The organism is Streptosporangium nanhuense, assembly GCF_059358815.1.
This window is the reverse complement of sequence record NZ_JCADBG010000010.1, coordinates 68691-83562: the sequence shown is the minus strand read 5'-3', so window position 1 is coordinate 83562 and position 14872 is coordinate 68691. Positions and strand designations below refer to the sequence as shown.

Genomic DNA, 14872 nt, shown 5'->3' with positions numbered 1-14872 from the left:
GTGCGTTTTTCCTAGGCTTTCACACTGTCGAGGAAGGCGCCCCACTCGGCGGGGGTGAAGAGGAGTTTGGGGCCGTCGGGGTCCTTGGAGTCGCGTACGGCGACCAGGCCGGGGTGGTAGTCGGTGTCCGTGAGCTTCACGACCTCGAACGGCCGTCTCCGCATACAGTACGTCGCCTCCTCCGTCCAGCGTCGCGATTACGAACCCGCCCATCAGGCCAGAATGCATCCCGTGAGGTATCACTTGAACACTCAGCCGTGGATTGACCGCCGAAATCAGGTGCTCTAACTGCTCCTTCATTATCTTGTGGCCACCGATCGGGCGATGGAGAACTCCCTCGTCGACCACACATCGGTAGATCGGGGGTGGAGGGTCCTCGCGGACGAGGATGGCCTGGCGGTGCAGGCGAGCCTCCACCGCCGCCTCGTCTCCACGTAGCACTACGTGGGCGTATGCCTCGGTCTGAAGCAGCCCGGGGATCACCAGAGGTTGATAGGTCCGGAGAGTGACTGCGGCCTGCTCCTTTTCGTGCCACTTTCCGAACCAGGGAGGGAAGGACCGCCCCTTCCTCCAGTCGAGGAGCCGACGGAGGGCGCCGCCGGTCTCAAGGGTTTCGTCGCAGATCCCGGCGAACTCCGGACTCGCCGGGAGTTGCCCCGTCTCCACCCCGCTGATCAGGGACTCGCTGAAACTGGGGCTGGACCCTCCATCCCTACGGCAAGTCCGTCTGGTTCCAGCTGGCGGCCTGGCCGTAGGTTTTCCGGTGGCCCGACTCCGGCCAGTACAGTACGTGCGTGGCGAACCTACGGGAACAGATCCTCACCGAGCTCGGCGTCAAGGCGACCGTCGTCCCCAAGGTCGAGATCCGGCGACGGGTCGACTTCCTCAAGGACTACCTGCGCTCGACCCCCGCCAGGGGATACGTGCTCGGGATCAGCGGAGGCCAGGACAGCACGCTGACCGGCAGGCTGTGCCAGCTCGCCGCCGAGGAGCTGCGTGCCGAGGGACACGAGGCCACCTTCGTCGCGATGCGGCTGCCCTACGGCGTGCAGGCCGACGAGCACGACGCGCAGATCTCGCTGGGCTTCATCCGGCCCGACCGGTCGATCGCGGTGAACGTCAAGCCGGGCGCGGACGCCGTCGCCGCCGAGGCGGCTCTCGGCGTACGGGAACTGTCGGGGGACGAGCTGCGCGACTTCGTGCGCGGCAACATCAAGGCCCGCGAACGCATGGTGATCCAGTTCGCGATCGCCGGGCAGCTGGGCATGCTCGTCGTGGGCACCGACCACGCGGCCGAGGCGGTGACCGGCTTCTTCACCAAGTACGGCGACGGCGGTGTCGACGTCACCCCGCTGACCGGGCTGACCAAGCGCCAGGGGGCCGCCCTGCTGCAGGAGCTGGGCGCGCCGCCGAGCACCTGGGAGAAGGTGCCGACCGCCGACCTCGAGGACGACCGGCCCGCGCTGCCCGACGAGGTGGCGCTCGGCCTGACGTACACCGAGATCGACGACTACCTGGAAGGCGCGGACGTCGCGCCGGAGGTGGCGGCGAAGGTGGAGTCGCTCTATCTCGCGACCCGGCACAAGCGGGCCGTCCCGGTCAGCCCGCTCGACGACTGGTGGCGGGCCACGACCTAGGGTCGTATCGAGTCGTGATCAGCCTGTGGGATTCGCCTTCGTGTCGAGGTTTGGGCCGGTAGGTCTTGCTGTGTGACGCGAGTGCCGCTGACGGATGCGGAGTGGGAGTTCATCAAACGAACTGGCCGGAATGATCTGGATCAAGGACCTCACCCGGACCACACATTGATCACGACTCAATACATGCCCTGGTTGCGTCACCACTGTCGGGGTGATCAGTCCGTCCATGGGGCCCGTGGCTGGTCCCCTGTTCATGGCCGGGGCAGCCCTCAGGCCGCCCCGGCCGGTGATGAGTCAGACGGGGTCGATCGCGAGGTCGGTGACCTGGTCGTCCTTGATGCCGAACACGAACGCGAAGGACAGAGGCCCGCCAGGGAAGTCACCGTCCCCGGAGGCCACCAGACGGTCGCCCGCGAACGAGGTCGGCGTGATCACGATCTTGGGGTTGATCAGGTGCCCCTGGATCCACTCGCGGATCTCGGCCTCGCCGGCGTAGGTCGTCCCGTCGTCGCGCACGGTGGCCCCGTCGCCGAAGACCGCGGCCAGCGCGTTCGCGTCGTGCGCGTTGGTGGCCGCGATGAAGCTCTCGACAGCCTTGGGAAGGGTGATGTCGTTCATTTTGCTCTCCGGTCTTCTCGGGTACCAGGACGCGGGCGCGTCCTGGCACGTCCCTGCGGCACCTCAGCGGCACGATGACGACGCGGGCGGCGACCCGCCACGGGTCGTGCGGCGCGGTGACCAGCTCGAGGTGCCCAGCAGGGGGCAAGTCGGCATATACATGCGTGGGGCGCGTACTGACGAAGGTTTCGTCGGGTCGGTTGTGTGTGGTGATTCAAACCACCCCGGCGAGGCTCCTCGCGTTCGCGGCGAGGTCAACTCCCGCGAGTCACAGACACGACTTCTGGCAACAGGCTCAGAAGTCCGCGCCGCGCGAGAGCTTTTCGTTCGCGCGCAGCTCCGTGAGTGCGTTCTCGTGCATCGCGACAACGACGTCGTAGCCAGAGTTGCCGAGCACGATCCGTTGCGGCGGAGCGGGTGCGTTCATCGCGCTGATCACGGCCTGCACTCCGCGTTCAGGGTCACCCTCCTGCTTGCCGTTGTGGTCCACGAACGCCGCCTTGACGCCCTCGACCATCGGCACGTAGGCGTCGACGGTCTCGTTGACGGGCTCGTCCTGGAAGCCGGCGAAAGCCTTGGTGCGGAACGCTCCCGGCTCTACGACGAGCACGCGCACACCGAACGGCTCGACTTCATGGCGCAGTGTCTCCGACAGTCCTTCGAGCGCGAACTTCGCCGCCGAGTAGTAGCCGAACCCCTGTGCGCCGACGAGGCCTGCCACCGACGACATGTTCACGATCCAGCCGTCGCCGCGTGCCCGCATACCTGGCAGGACCGCGCGTATCACCTCGACCACGGCGAACAGGTTGAGGTCGAACGTGCGGCGGATCGTCTCGTCAGGGGCCCCCTCGACCGAGCCGAACCAGCCACGGCCCGCGTTGTTGACGAGCACGTCGATCCCGCCGAACCGCTCCTCCGCCGTCTTGACCGCCGCACGCACCTGCTCGGCATCGGTGACATCGAGCTGGAGAACCAGCACACGATCGCCGTACGGTTCAGCCCATTCCTGCAGTTCAGAGGGCCGACGCGCTGTCACCACCACCTGATCGCCCTGTTTCAGCGCAGCCTCGGCATAGACCAGGCCGAACCCTCCGGGCGTCCCGCCGGTGACGAACCAAGTCCTCATGGACTTCTCCTTTCGCTATAGAGCGCAATGTAGCGCTATATGAGCTACTATAGCAACCATGCAGAACGCACGGGATCGACTCCTGCTCGTCGCGGCGGAGTTGCTGGAGGTCGGCGGCACGGTGTCCACGAGGGCGGTGTGCGAACGCGCCGGGGTGCAGGCCCCGACGCTGTACCACCACTTCGGCAGCAAGCAGGGCCTGATCGACGCCGTGGTGAACCACGGCTTCACCCAGTACACGGCGGTCGAGAGTTCTGGCGACCCGCTGGGCGACCTGCGCGAGGGCTGGGACAGGCACGTGCGGTTCGGGCTGGAGCACCCGTCGTTCTACGGGCTGCTTTACGGCCGCGCCGAGCCGGGAAAGCCCTGCGCCGTCACCGCTCCCGCGCACGCCGCGTTGCGCGAGCGGTTGACCGCCGCCGCCGCCCAGGGCCTGCTCAAGGTGCCGGCGGACGAAGCCGCCGAACAGGTGCTCGCCGCCAACGTCGGCATCACGCTCACCTTGATCAGCCAGCCGGAGCCGGACTTCGGGCTGTCCGGACGCGTCCGCGAGGCCGCGCTGGCCGGAGTCCTGCACACGCCCTCCGCCGACGCTCCCGCGACCCGTGCGAGCGCCGCACTGACGTTGCGTGCGCTGCTCGGCGACGACCCGGGCGACCTCACCCCTGGCGAACGCGCGCTGCTCGGCGAACTGCTGGACCGCCTGGCCCGCTAGGGCATGTATTGAGTCGTGATACGTGGTGACGGCAGAGGTCCCGCGGTCCCGGGCCGATATGCCGAGGTGGCTAAAGTGGTCGCGATGAGTGATCATTCCGAACCTCAGGCCATATCGCCGGTGCTGCTCGGCGTGGGGGGTGGCGACTGGTCGCCTGTGACCGCGGGCGAGTCGGGAGCCGCTGTCTTTCGCGACGCGGACGGCACCCGGTACGCCAAGTGCGTGCCCGCCGCGGATGCGGCCGACCTGGAGGCCGAGCGTGACCGGGTCGCATGGCTGAACGATCAGGGCGTACCCGGTCCCCGGGTGCTCGACTGGCACTCCGGTGACGTGGGCGCCTGTCTGATGACCAGTGCCGTTTCCGGCATATCCGCTGATCAGGTGCCCGCCGAGAAGCTACGGGTCGCCTGGGAACGCATCGCGGACGCGGTCCGCCGACTGCACGAGGTGCCGGTGCCGCGGTGCCCGTTCCGCCGGGACCTGGACGCCATGGTCGCCGTGGCGCGCGACGTCGTGGCCCGTGACGCCGTCAACCCGGAGTTTCTCCCCGTCGAGCAGCGGCACACGCCCCCCGGGGGGCTACTGGACCGCCTCACCCGGCAGGTGCCACGGCGACGGGAGCAGGAGGCCGCCGACACGGTCGTCTGCCACGGGGATCTGTGCCTGCCCAACATCATCCTCGATCCGCGGACCCTGGACGTGTCGGGCTTCGTCGACCTGGGCCGCCTCGGACAGGCCGACCGCTACGCGGACCTGGCGCTGCTGCTCGCCAACGCGCGGGAGACATGGAAAGACGAGGAGCGGGGGCGGGCCGCGGACATGGCGTTCGCCGAGAGGTACGGCATCGCCCTGGACCACGACCGCCTGCGCTTCTACCTCCATCTCGACCCGCTGACCTGGGGCTGATCAATTTTTTGGGGATCGTCGGGCGGGTCGGCTGATCCAAACGAAACTGCCCGGTCCCCCCGCGGCCGCGAGCCCGTCCTCCAGCGCCGGTCGCGGGTCGAGCGCGCAACCGCCGTCGCCGGCTCAGCCGAGGAAGGCCGCGGTGGTCGCCACGAACCGGTCGGCGTCGTCGATCCAGGGGTGATGTCCGGCCCCCGGCTGAACCGCGAGCGTGGCGTCGGGGAACAGCCCGGCGAACTCGGCCGCCGACCGAGGGTGGCTGTTCACGATCGCTCGTGGTGATGCCGCGAACCGCCTCCACCCCGCTGATCAGGGACTCGCTGAAGTGGATCCGCTCGGCCAGCTGGCCCTGGGTGAGGCCCGCCGCCTTCCGGTAGTGGCGCAGCTCTCTGCCCCAGATCGCCTGAGGCGTATAGAGATTGGAGATGAGGCCCTCCTTGTCGGAGTTCAACAAAAGGCCGGTGAACTCCAGTCCACAGCTTTCGTAACCATTCGGCTACCAAGGGTGGTGGCGTCTCGGCGCGCTGAACATACGAAATCCGAGGCGGAGAGAGAAAACATGGAAGGCGCCGACGTCGCGCCGGACGTGGCGGCGAAGGTGGAGTCGCTCTATCTCGCGACCCGGCACAAGCGGGCCGTCTCGGTCAGCCCGCTCGACGACTGGTGGCGGGCCGTGAGCCCGTCTCCCACGGCCGTGAGCCACCTTTTCGCCGCCAGTCGCGGATCGAGCGCGTAACCGCCGTCGCCGAAGAGCTCGGAGGTCATGCGTCCGCGACATCCCCGGAGGTCCGGGGTGACGAGACGGCAGCCCCATGGCGCCGGCGCATCTGCTTCTCGGGCCGGCGGGGCCCGGCGAAGGGGGTCAGGGCAGGTCGACGGGCGGGAAGATCTGCTCGGCCCGGTCGCGCTTGGTGAGCAGGTCCCAGTACTGATCGGCCAGGTCGGCGGGGTCGACGGTGGGATTGCCGCCCAGTGCCGGGTCGACCTGCGAGGCGAGCCGGTGCCCGAGGCTTCCCTCCACCCAGGCGGCCACCGTGACGGTGCCCGCGTAGACGCCCTTGCTGGCGAGTTCGGCGTTGAGCGAATGGATCCAGTTGCGGGCCGCTGCCATGACGGGGCCGACTCCGCTCATGCCGGGGGCGGCGAGCACGGCGGACAGCCCCTGGCCGAGCAGTACGCCGCCGTCCCCGCGCTCGATCATCTGGGGCAGGACCGCGCGGGCGATCTCGACGGGCGTGTACAGATAGAGGTCGACGATGGCGCGCAGGGTGTCGGCGGTCAGCTCGGCGGCGGGGACGAACGGCGCGCTCGCCCCGATGGGCGCGTACTCGACCACATCTATCCGCCCGAACCGTTCCATGATCGCGTTGATCAGCGTGGGAACGGTGGCCGGGTCGGACAGATCGGCGGTGAACGGCGCGGCGTCGACGCCTTCCCCGGCGAGCGCGGAGGCCAGCGCGTCGAGAGGCTGCCTGCGGCGGGCCACGAGCGCCACGGCATAGCCCTCGCGGCCGAAGCGGCGGGCGACGGCGGTTCCGAGGCCGCTACCGGCACCGAAGATCGCGATTGTCCTGGACATGAGGTACTCCTCGAGTCGAATGGTCAAGCGGCCGGCCGGACGATCCGGCGGGCCTTGTGGGGGCCGTCCGCGCGATCAGGGATTTCTGGTACGGCAGGACGAGCCCGTCCATCGTGGGTGCATGGGTGAGCTCGGGGTCAGGGATCTGCGGGCAGGGGCCGGCAGGCGGCCCAGGGTGCCTCCCAGGGACGGAGCGAGGGAGCCTCCGATGGTTCTGACCTCCGATTCTTCTCCCCAGTGCGGTAGCGACATGATGCGTTAGAATCAGAACCCTTACAAAAGGCACACAGGTGTTCGTACCGAACGTGGAGGTGTGAAATGAGCGGCGTCCGTCCTGGCCGTCCGACCGCCGGCCCCTGCTCCCTGTGGCCCGACGACACCGACTTCATCCGGGAGGTCCTCGAACGCGCCGGCGACAAATGGAGCACGCTCGTCATCGCGACCCTCCAGGACGGCCCGCGGCGTTACACCGAGCTCTACCGCTCCGTTCCCGGCATCTCCCAGCGAATGCTCACGCTCACGCTTCGCCACCTGCGACGTGACGGCCTTGTCGAGCGCACGTCCTATCCGGAGGTCCCGCCGCGGGTCGAATACGCTCTCACCCCTCTGGGCGCCACCCTGCTGGACACCGTGCTCGCCCTGGCCGCGTGGGCCGTGAACCACCACCTGGAGATCCGCGAGAACCGGGCTCGCTTCGACACCCTCACCAGGTAGGGCGGCGGACAGGGTCGATTGAGCCGGCCGGCGAGAACGTTCGAGGTGATTCTCCCTTCCGAGTCGGCCTGCGGCTTTCGGAAACAGAGGCGGTCTTCCAACGGCCGTCTTCGACGACGATGTCGCGAAGGACGAGCAGGCTTCGGCGACTGCCGGGCATTTCGATGATGACGTTGATCGGGCACCCCGGGCGGGGCTCGTACGCTTCGCCCCTAGTGCTTGCGATTCACCACCGCTTGGTACCACGGTCTCGACAAGTGATTGCAAATCACAAGCGGAAGGAGCCGCCCGTGCTGAGGCACGGTAGCGGAGGGTGTGCTGGTCCACGAGAGCGAGTTCTGCCAGAGCAACGCCGTCGTCGTGCGCGGCCGCGACGGCGTGTTGCTCATCGACCCCGGGGTGCAGGACCACGAGATGGCCTGCCTCGCGAACGACCTGTCCGAGTCGGGGCAGACCGTTGTGGCGCTGCGGCTGCTGGAGGGCGTGGCGGGCGACGTCGACGTCGACGTCCCCGGCCACGGGTCGGTCGGCGGAGCCGATCAGACGCACGCGCGGATCGAGCGGGATCGGGCGTACGTGCTCGCCTTGCGGGAGGGCCGTGCTCCCGACGACCCGCGGATCGGCGCGTCGGCCAAGCCCGGCTGGGAGTGGGTGAGCGACGTGCACGACGGGCAGGCCCAGCGCCTCGCCCGGAGAAGTGAGCGCGACGGCGGAAAAGCTGAGGTGTGACGCGTACGACCGGGCCTGAGCGAGATCGCTGAGAAGGGATTTCCGCAGGTGACGAACATGCCCGACAACCCCGGACGACGTGCCGGGCATGTTCGCCGGGAACGCGCCCGCCTCACACGACCGGTGATGCCAGAGGAGTCACCGCCAGCCGCTCCGGAGAGCGAGAACCACTCCGCCTGCCACCTCGGTACTGTGACTTCACATGACCGACACCGAGGTTGAGATCACCGCGGACCTGGTCCGCGACCTGCTGCGGGAGCAACATCCAGACCTTGCGGGGCTGGCCATCCGCGAGGTGGCCGGCGGCTGGGGCAACCAGATGTGGCGTCTCGGGGACGAGCTGGCCGTGCGCATGCAGCGCATGGACCCCACCCCGGAGCTCCAGTTCAAGGAGCGGCGGTGGCTACCCGTGCTGGCCCCGCGCCTGCCGCTCCCGGTGCCGCTCCCGGTGCGGTCCGGCGAACCGTCCGAGCGCTTCCCCAAGCACTGGACCGTGGTGACGTGGGTTCCCGGCGAGCCGCTGGACCACGGCTCGATCAGCCGCGGCGCCCACGCGGCCGACACGCTGGCGAGCTTCCTCCGGGCGCTCCATGTGGAGGCGCCCGCCGAGGCACCGATCGCCACGGACCGCGGTGCCCATCCCAGGGACTGCACGGACGGCTTCGAGAACTTCTTCCAGGCCGTCGCCCCCGACGACATCGCCGCCGACGTCCGGGACGTCTGGGACGACGCCGTCGCGGCCCACGCGTGGGAGGGCCCGCCGGTGTGGGTGCACGGCGACCTCCATCCCGCGAACGTCGTCGTCTCGGACGGAACGCTCTCGGGCGTCATCGACTTCGGTGACATGTTCGCCGGCGATCCGGCGTGGGACCTCGCCGCCGCGTGGGTGCTGCTCCCCGCGGGCACGGCCTCACGGTTCTTCGACATGTACGCGCAGGCGGACGAGGCGGCGATCCGGCGCGCCCGCGGGCTGGCCGCCATGAAGAGCCTCTTCCTGATGCTCATGGGGCAGAACGGGGATCGGGGCCTTCCCGGCGGCAAGCCGAACTGGGGACCTGCGGGCCGGGCGGCGCTCGATCGTGTTCTGAAAGGCGTTTGACGCAGTCAGCCCGCCTTGTCCCGGTTCTCAGCTTCCCGAACCACGAGCCGGCCGATCGGTGGCATGCCGACCTCAGCCGACAGGCCTGACGCCTTCTCGGCACCCCGGACAACCGTCCCCAAGCCCTGCTATCCGGCCCGGAGACACCCGGCGCCGAGAAGGCGCGCGGGGCTTTCTCCTCGGACGCGGCTCGCCGGCGGGCGGGGGTGGAACACCCGCTGATCTCACACGCGCGTGTGCAGCTTTGTTGCAGCTTCCGCCCGCGCCATTGACGCCTTTTGACGGCCGACGTTATGGTCCAGATGGCAGGAAAGCGCTTTCCGTGCCGCCTTGTATGGATTCGTGCGCCTTTACCCGGCCCAGCAGAGGGCCGAGACGGACAGCCCTGAACCTTCGCGCCCGCCACTCCCGCGTTCGGTCCAGGTACGCGCACGTCTACGCCGGCCACGTGGCGGCCGGCGACCACCCCCGAAGCAGGTGTTCGAACACGAAGGTGAGACGAGGATGAGACGAGCAGTCGCGTTGCGACTCCAGGCGGCGCTGGCCGTGGCGGCCACCGCGGCCGCGGCCGGTCTGGCCGTGCCGGCGATGCAGGCGTCGGCGGCGGCCGGCAGCGCCACCGGTTACGCCACCGGCAACGGCGGGACCACCGGCGGCGCGGGCGGGCAGACGGTGCGGGCCAGTACGGGGACCGCGATCCACGCGGCCCTGTGTAGCCGGGCCAGCAGCAGCACCCCGATCACCATCGAGGTCGAGGGGACCATCAACCACGGCAACACCACCAAGGTGTCGGGTTCGAGCTGCAACACCGCCGCCGGCGTGATCGAGCTCAAGCAGATCAGCAACGTCACGATCATCGGGGTCGGCAACGGGGCCGTCTTCGACCAGCTGGGCATCCACATCCGCGACTCCAGCAACATCATCATCCAGAACGTCACCGTACGGAACGTCAAGAAGTCGGGCTCGCCCACCTCCAACGGCGGTGACGCCATCGGCATGGAGAGCACCGTCCGCAACGTCTGGGTCGACCACGTCACCCTGGAGGCCTCGGGCGGGGAGGACGAGGGTTTCGACGGCCTCTTCGACATGAAGGACAACGTCCAGTACGTGACCCTGTCCTACAGCACCCTGCGCAACTCCGGCCGCGGCGGGCTCATCGGCTCCAGCGAGAGCGACCGCTCGAACGGCTTCATCACCTTCCACCACAACCTGTACGAGAACATCGACTCCCGCACCCCCCTATTGCGGGGCGGCATAGCCCACATCTACAACAACTCCTACGTGAACCTCTACGAGTCCGGCATCAACTCCCGGGCCGGGGGCCGCGCGAAGGTGGAGAACAACCACTTCAAGGACTCCAAGGACGTCCTGGGCACCTTCTACACCGACGAGGCCGGCTACTGGCAGGTCGCGGGCAACATCTTCGACAACGTGACCTGGTCGGCCCCCGGCAGCGACAACGCCCCCGCCGGGCCCAACCCGCAGTCCAACACCACCGTCAGCGTCCCGTACGCCTACAGCCTCGACGGGGCGAGCTGCGTGCCGGACATCGTCCGCCAGACGGCGGGCGCCAACAAGGGGCTGCGGGTGTCGAACGGCAGCTGCTCGCCGCAGACGCCGACCCCGACGCCCACGGTGACGCCGACGGTGACCCCGACCCCGACTCCCACCCCCACGCCGACGATCACCCCTCCGCCCGGCGGGACCAACCTCAGCATCGGGGCCGGCTCCGACGGATCCAGCAAGGCCGACGGGACGAGCTACGGCAACGTGCGCGACGGCAACCTGAGCACCCACTGGTCGCCGTCCGGCTCGACGGGTGACATCTCGATCAAGTGGAGCTCCGCCAAGACGGTCTCCAGCGTCGTCATCCGTGAGGCGTCGGGCTCCGCGGGTGCCATCGGATCCTGGCAGCTCCTCAACGGCGGCAACGGCGCCGTCCTGAAGTCCGGCAGCGGAGCGGGCACCATCACCTTCGCCGCGACCTCGCTGAGCAAGATCACCTTCAGGATCACCGGCTCGACCGGCACGCCGAGGGTCGCCGAGTTCGAGACCTACGCCGGTTGACATCCACTTCGCCTGAAGGACGAAGATTCCCGTTTGCCGCGCGTGCGGCTTCGGGTGGGTTACTGCTTCTTCGCGCGGCGCCGGAACGGGTCCCGGTCTTACCTGCGCTCCACAGTCGTTCAACCTCTCCGCCTGCCCGGCGGCGAGGATGTTGATCGCCGCGTTGACGTCCCGGTCGTGAACAGCTCCACAGGGGCGTGTCCACGACCGGACGTCAAGTGGCATCGAGGTGGCGATGGTGCCGCACGCCGAGCACGGCTTCGACGACGGGAACCACCGGTTGATCTTGGTGAAGCGTCGGCCGTGTCTCGCGGCTTTGTACTCCAGCATGGCCACGAACTGCGACCAGCCCGCATCCAGCACCGAGGCGGCCGGTTTCGTGCGCGCCAGAGCCGACACCGCGAGATCCTCCACGCACACGGCTTGGTTTTCGCTGATCAACGTGGTGGAAAGCTTGTGTGCCCAGTCTTTGCGCGTGTCGGTTACCTTGGCGTGCGCCTTGGCGACCTTGAGTATGGCCTTGGCGCGGTTGGCTGACCCCTTGTCCTTTCGGCTGAGCGCCTTCTGTGCCTTGCGGAGTTTTTTGGCCGCCCGGCGCAGGATGTGCGGGTTGTCGACCTTCTCGCCGTTCGACAGGACCGCGAAATGAGTGAGCCTCAGGTCGATGCCGATCTCGGAGTCCGTCTCGGGCAGCGGCTGGTCCGAGGTCTCGACGACGAACGAGGCGAAGTATCGGCCCGCCGCGTCCTTACGAGGCGATGGTGCCGCTGATGCCGTGCGCGTCGGTGGAGCAGACCCTGGAGTTCTACGAGACGCTGTGCAGGCAGCGCATCGAGTCGGAACTCGGGCATCTCCCCGGGCTGCGGGAATGGCTTCCCCGAAGCGACTGAGGCCGTTGGGGCGCGTCACAGGGAAGGGTGGGGCGGGGTTCAGATCCGTTCGGCGTGGCCCAGGCGGCGGCCGGCGTCGCGGGGATCGCCGGAGTCCCCGGGGTCGTCGGGGGCACCGGGGTTTCCTGAGTCGCCGGGGTTCCCGGGGTCCTCGGGGTCCGGCGGCGGGCCGGCTCGTACGGCCGCCTCTTGATGGAGCGGCAGGCGCAGGGCGAACCGCGCGCCTCGCGGGGTGTCCTCGATGAGCAGGGTTCCCTGGTGGGCGTGGGCGATGTCCCGGGAGATGGCCAGGCCGAGCCCGCTGCCTTCGGGTTCACGGCGCCGTCCGTCGTCCAGGCGGACGAAGCGTTCGAAGACGCGTTCGCGGTCCTGCGGCGCGATACCTTCCCCGTCGTCGGTCACCGTGACGACGGCCTGGCCGTCCACGTGCCCGGCGGTGACCTCGATCACGGTGCGGGCGTGTCGCCGGGCGTTGGCCAGGAGGTTGTTCAGGACCCGGATCAGCTGGATCCGGTTGCCCCGGACCTGCACGTCAGGGTCGGCGTGGACGTGCACCGGCACGCCGCCCGCCTGGGCCGCCGCCTCCTCGGCGACCAGTGCGCCGAGGTCGATCGGCTCGTGCGCCACCGGGGTGCCGGAGCGGAGACGGGCCAGTACCAGCAGGTCGTCGACGATCGCCTCCAGCCGCCCGGTGATCGACAACGCCTCCCGGATGGTCTCGCGGGGGTCGACGTCGCGGGGGTAGAGCATCGCCTCCTCCAGCCGGGTACGCAGGCCGGTGAGCGGGGTCCTGAGCTCGTGGGAGGTGGTCGCGGCGAACCGGCGTTGCAGCTTCACCGCCTCCTCCAGCCTGGCCAGGGTCTGGTTGATGGTGTGGACGAGCAGCGCGTGCTCGCCGCAACCGGATGGCTGGGGCACGCGCAGGCTCAGGTCACTCACCGTGATGTCGGACAGGTGCTCGCGGATCACCCCCACCGGGCGCAGGTGCTTGCCCGCCAGCCGCCAGTTCACCCAGGCCGTGAGGGCCACGCCCAGCAGGACTCCGGCGGCGGTGAGGAGCTGCAGGCGGTAGCCGGTCAGGATGGGCGGCTGCGCCACCCCGGCGTAGACGAAGAGGGGCTCATCGGGCCGGGCCCCGGCGGTGTCCGGCCGAAGGATCCTGAAGGCGGCCAGCATGACGCACTCGTCCTGGCCGGAGCACTCCGTGAGATCCTGGATCCGGTCGTCGGCCGGGGGCCTCACCGTGGTCAGGGCCGGCCTGCCCGCCGCCGCGGGACTGGCCGCCACCACCCTGCCGCGGGAGTCGACGAGCTGGAGGAGGTCGATGCCCGCCTGCGGCGCCGGTCGCGGCGTGCCGCCGGGCCGGAGGGACCCGCCCCAGTTGATGGCGACCCTCTCCGCCTCGTTGAAGATCTGGGCTTGGACCCGGTTGAACACCAGGAAGTTGATGCCGGCGCCGATCGCGGTGAGGAAGACCAGGGCCAGGGAGGCGATCCCCAGGGTGGTGCGTGCGCGAAGCGAGTATGGACGGAACGCTCCGCATCTACCTCCCACGGCTGCTCTTCTTCCTCTGAACGTGCGAAAGTCGAGGTCGGGTCACCATTGAAGGTAGCCGCCGGGCAAGCCGCCTCGGCACGAACAGTCCATATCAATACCAAAAGCAGACCATTGCATTACCGCAGCTCAAGGGCACTTTTCGGCGCATACCCTAACGCGGGGGCGGAGCGGTAGTGTCGTGTCGCGAATCAGGCTTGTGGTGTCCGCGAGCCGGTGGCCGGTCTGACGGGTCAGGTCCGTGAGCCGGTGGCCGGTCTGGCGGGTCAGGTTCGCGAGGCGGTGGCCGGTCTGGCGGGTCAGGTCCGTGAGCCGGTGGCCGGTCTGGCGGGTCAGGTCCGTGAGGCGGTGGCCGGTCTGGCGGGTCAGGACCGTTCGGTGTGGCCCAGGCGGTGGCTGATGTCCAGGGCTCCGGCGATCATGACCGGTGCCAGCTCGTGCAGCCGCTCCTCGCTGAAGCGATAGGCGGGGCCGGACGCGCTGACCGCGGCGACGATCTCGCCGTCGTGGGAGCGGATGGGGGCCGCGACGGCGTTCAGGCCGATCTCGTACTCCTCCACGGTGACGGCGTACCCCCGCTCGCGGGCCTGGAGAAGCTGCTTGTCCAGCGCGTCGGCCGAGGTGATCGTGTTCGGGGTGTACGGCTCCAGGCCGCCCGCCGCGACCAGCCGGGTCCGGTGCAGGTCGTCGAGGTGGGCCAGCAGGACCTTGCCGCTGGAGGTGGCGTGCAGCGGGGTGAGCTCCCCGACCCAGTTGTGCGTGGTGACCGCCGCCGGGCCGCGTACCTGGTCCAGGTTGACCGCGTAGTGGGAGCGGAGCACGGCGATGTTGACCGTCTCGCCGACCTCCTCGGCGAGGCGGCGGCAGACGGGGCGGCTCTGCTGGGTGAGGTCGAGCCGGGAGGCCACCCCGCCCGCCAGGCGGATGATCCCGAAGCTGAGGCGGTACTTCCCCCGCTCCTCGGCCTGCTCGACAAGGCCGCGCGACTCCAGCGCGCCCAGCAGCCGGAACGCCGTCGACTTGTGGACCGATATCTCCTGGGCTATCTCGCTCACCCCGGCCTCGCGGCGCTCGGAGAGGATCTCCAGGATGGTGATGGCCCGGTCGACGGACTGGACTCCGCCACTGCTGTCGGCGGTACGGCCGCCGAGGGGATCGTTGCCCATGACGGGACTGTAGGCGCTGGAGGCAACGAATGCCATCGGAGGAACAATCCCCGTTGCGAATGGTGCAGCTTA

General features: G+C 69.1%; 15 protein-coding genes and 3 pseudogenes. 8 read left to right on the top strand and 10 right to left on the bottom strand.

Going from position 1 to position 14872, the window contains the following annotated elements; all coding sequences use genetic code 11:
• Nucleotides 1-11: 11 nt before the first annotated feature.
• Nucleotides 12-164, bottom strand: coding sequence for a DUF397 domain-containing protein (locus tag AC5L38_RS20275; protein WP_495244364.1), 153 nt, complete (start codon nt 162-164; stop codon nt 12-14).
• Between the two features lie 34 nt (nt 165-198).
• Nucleotides 199-483, bottom strand: a pseudogene (locus tag AC5L38_RS20270) (DUF5753 domain-containing protein); the annotation flags it as partial.
• A 311-nt stretch (nt 484-794) separates the two neighbouring features.
• On the opposite strand from AC5L38_RS20270, the gene nadE reads away from it, so the two are divergent.
• Nucleotides 795-1637 carry an NAD(+) synthase gene (nadE, locus tag AC5L38_RS20265; RefSeq protein WP_495244363.1) on the top strand — a complete coding sequence of 281 codons (843 nt, stop codon included), beginning with the start codon at nt 795-797 and terminating at the stop codon, nt 1635-1637.
• Nucleotides 1638-1931: 294 nt separating this feature from the next.
• Here the strand turns inward: nadE and AC5L38_RS20260 are convergent, their stop codons facing one another.
• The gene (locus AC5L38_RS20260) at nt 1932-2255 is read right to left on the bottom strand and encodes a nuclear transport factor 2 family protein (RefSeq protein ID WP_495244362.1); all 324 of its coding nucleotides are present in this window, start codon (nt 2253-2255) and stop codon (nt 1932-1934) included.
• 295 nt (nt 2256-2550) lie between these two features.
• On the bottom strand, nt 2551-3381 hold the full coding sequence (locus tag AC5L38_RS20255; RefSeq protein ID WP_495244361.1) for an SDR family NAD(P)-dependent oxidoreductase: 831 nt from the start codon (nt 3379-3381) through the stop codon (nt 2551-2553).
• A gap of 58 nt (nt 3382-3439) precedes the next feature.
• On the opposite strand from AC5L38_RS20255, the gene AC5L38_RS20250 reads away from it, so the two are divergent.
• Both AC5L38_RS20250 and AC5L38_RS20245 read left to right on the top strand, forming a co-directional pair.
• Complete coding sequence (locus AC5L38_RS20250; protein ID WP_495244360.1) at nt 3440-4096, top strand: TetR/AcrR family transcriptional regulator; 657 nt, start codon at nt 3440-3442, stop codon at nt 4094-4096.
• Nucleotides 4097-4180: 84 nt separating this feature from the next.
• A complete protein-coding gene (locus tag AC5L38_RS20245; protein ID WP_495244359.1) occupies nt 4181-5002 on the top strand; it encodes an APH(3'') family aminoglycoside O-phosphotransferase in 822 nt (273 codons plus the stop codon).
• Between the two features lie 123 nt (nt 5003-5125).
• Here AC5L38_RS20245 and AC5L38_RS20240 read toward each other — a convergent pair whose 3' ends face one another.
• Complete coding sequence (locus AC5L38_RS20240; RefSeq protein WP_495244358.1) at nt 5126-5269, bottom strand: alpha/beta fold hydrolase; 144 nt, start codon at nt 5267-5269, stop codon at nt 5126-5128.
• Between the two features lie 67 nt (nt 5270-5336).
• Nucleotides 5337-5453, bottom strand: a pseudogene (locus AC5L38_RS20235) (helix-turn-helix domain-containing protein); the annotation flags it as partial.
• Nucleotides 5454-5561: 108 nt separating this feature from the next.
• On the opposite strand from AC5L38_RS20235, the gene AC5L38_RS20230 reads away from it, so the two are divergent.
• Entirely contained in the window at nt 5562-5738 is a 177-nt protein-coding gene (locus tag AC5L38_RS20230; RefSeq protein WP_495244357.1) for a hypothetical protein, read from the top strand.
• A 126-nt stretch (nt 5739-5864) separates the two neighbouring features.
• Here AC5L38_RS20230 and AC5L38_RS20225 read toward each other — a convergent pair whose 3' ends face one another.
• Complete coding sequence (locus tag AC5L38_RS20225; RefSeq protein ID WP_495244356.1) at nt 5865-6581, bottom strand: SDR family NAD(P)-dependent oxidoreductase; 717 nt, start codon at nt 6579-6581, stop codon at nt 5865-5867.
• Nucleotides 6582-6899: 318 nt separating this feature from the next.
• On the opposite strand from AC5L38_RS20225, the gene AC5L38_RS20220 reads away from it, so the two are divergent.
• From AC5L38_RS20220 to AC5L38_RS20205, 4 genes are all read left to right on the top strand, one after another.
• On the top strand, nt 6900-7295 hold the full coding sequence (locus AC5L38_RS20220) for a winged helix-turn-helix transcriptional regulator (protein ID WP_495244355.1): 396 nt from the start codon (nt 6900-6902) through the stop codon (nt 7293-7295).
• A 315-nt stretch (nt 7296-7610) separates the two neighbouring features.
• Nucleotides 7611-8024 (top strand): hypothetical protein, encoded by a 414-nt coding sequence (locus tag AC5L38_RS20215; RefSeq protein WP_495244354.1) that lies wholly within the window; start codon nt 7611-7613, stop codon nt 8022-8024.
• A 202-nt stretch (nt 8025-8226) separates the two neighbouring features.
• Entirely contained in the window at nt 8227-9123 is an 897-nt protein-coding gene (locus AC5L38_RS20210; RefSeq protein ID WP_495244353.1) for an aminoglycoside phosphotransferase family protein, read from the top strand.
• A gap of 504 nt (nt 9124-9627) precedes the next feature.
• Nucleotides 9628-11190: a pectate lyase family protein gene (locus AC5L38_RS20205; RefSeq protein ID WP_495244352.1), complete on the top strand. Its 1563-nt coding sequence runs from the start codon at nt 9628-9630 to the stop codon at nt 11188-11190.
• A gap of 201 nt (nt 11191-11391) precedes the next feature.
• Here AC5L38_RS20205 and AC5L38_RS20200 read toward each other — a convergent pair.
• The 3 genes and pseudogenes from AC5L38_RS20200 to AC5L38_RS20190 form a co-directional block, all read right to left on the bottom strand.
• Nucleotides 11392-11883, bottom strand: a pseudogene (locus tag AC5L38_RS20200) (RNA-guided endonuclease InsQ/TnpB family protein); the annotation flags it as partial.
• Nucleotides 11884-12119: 236 nt separating this feature from the next.
• Nucleotides 12120-13634 (bottom strand): sensor histidine kinase, encoded by a 1515-nt coding sequence (locus AC5L38_RS20195; RefSeq protein ID WP_495244351.1) that lies wholly within the window; start codon nt 13632-13634, stop codon nt 12120-12122.
• A 365-nt stretch (nt 13635-13999) separates the two neighbouring features.
• On the bottom strand, nt 14000-14800 hold the full coding sequence (locus AC5L38_RS20190) for an IclR family transcriptional regulator (RefSeq protein WP_495244350.1): 801 nt from the start codon (nt 14798-14800) through the stop codon (nt 14000-14002).
• Between the last annotated feature and the right edge of the window lie 72 nt (nt 14801-14872).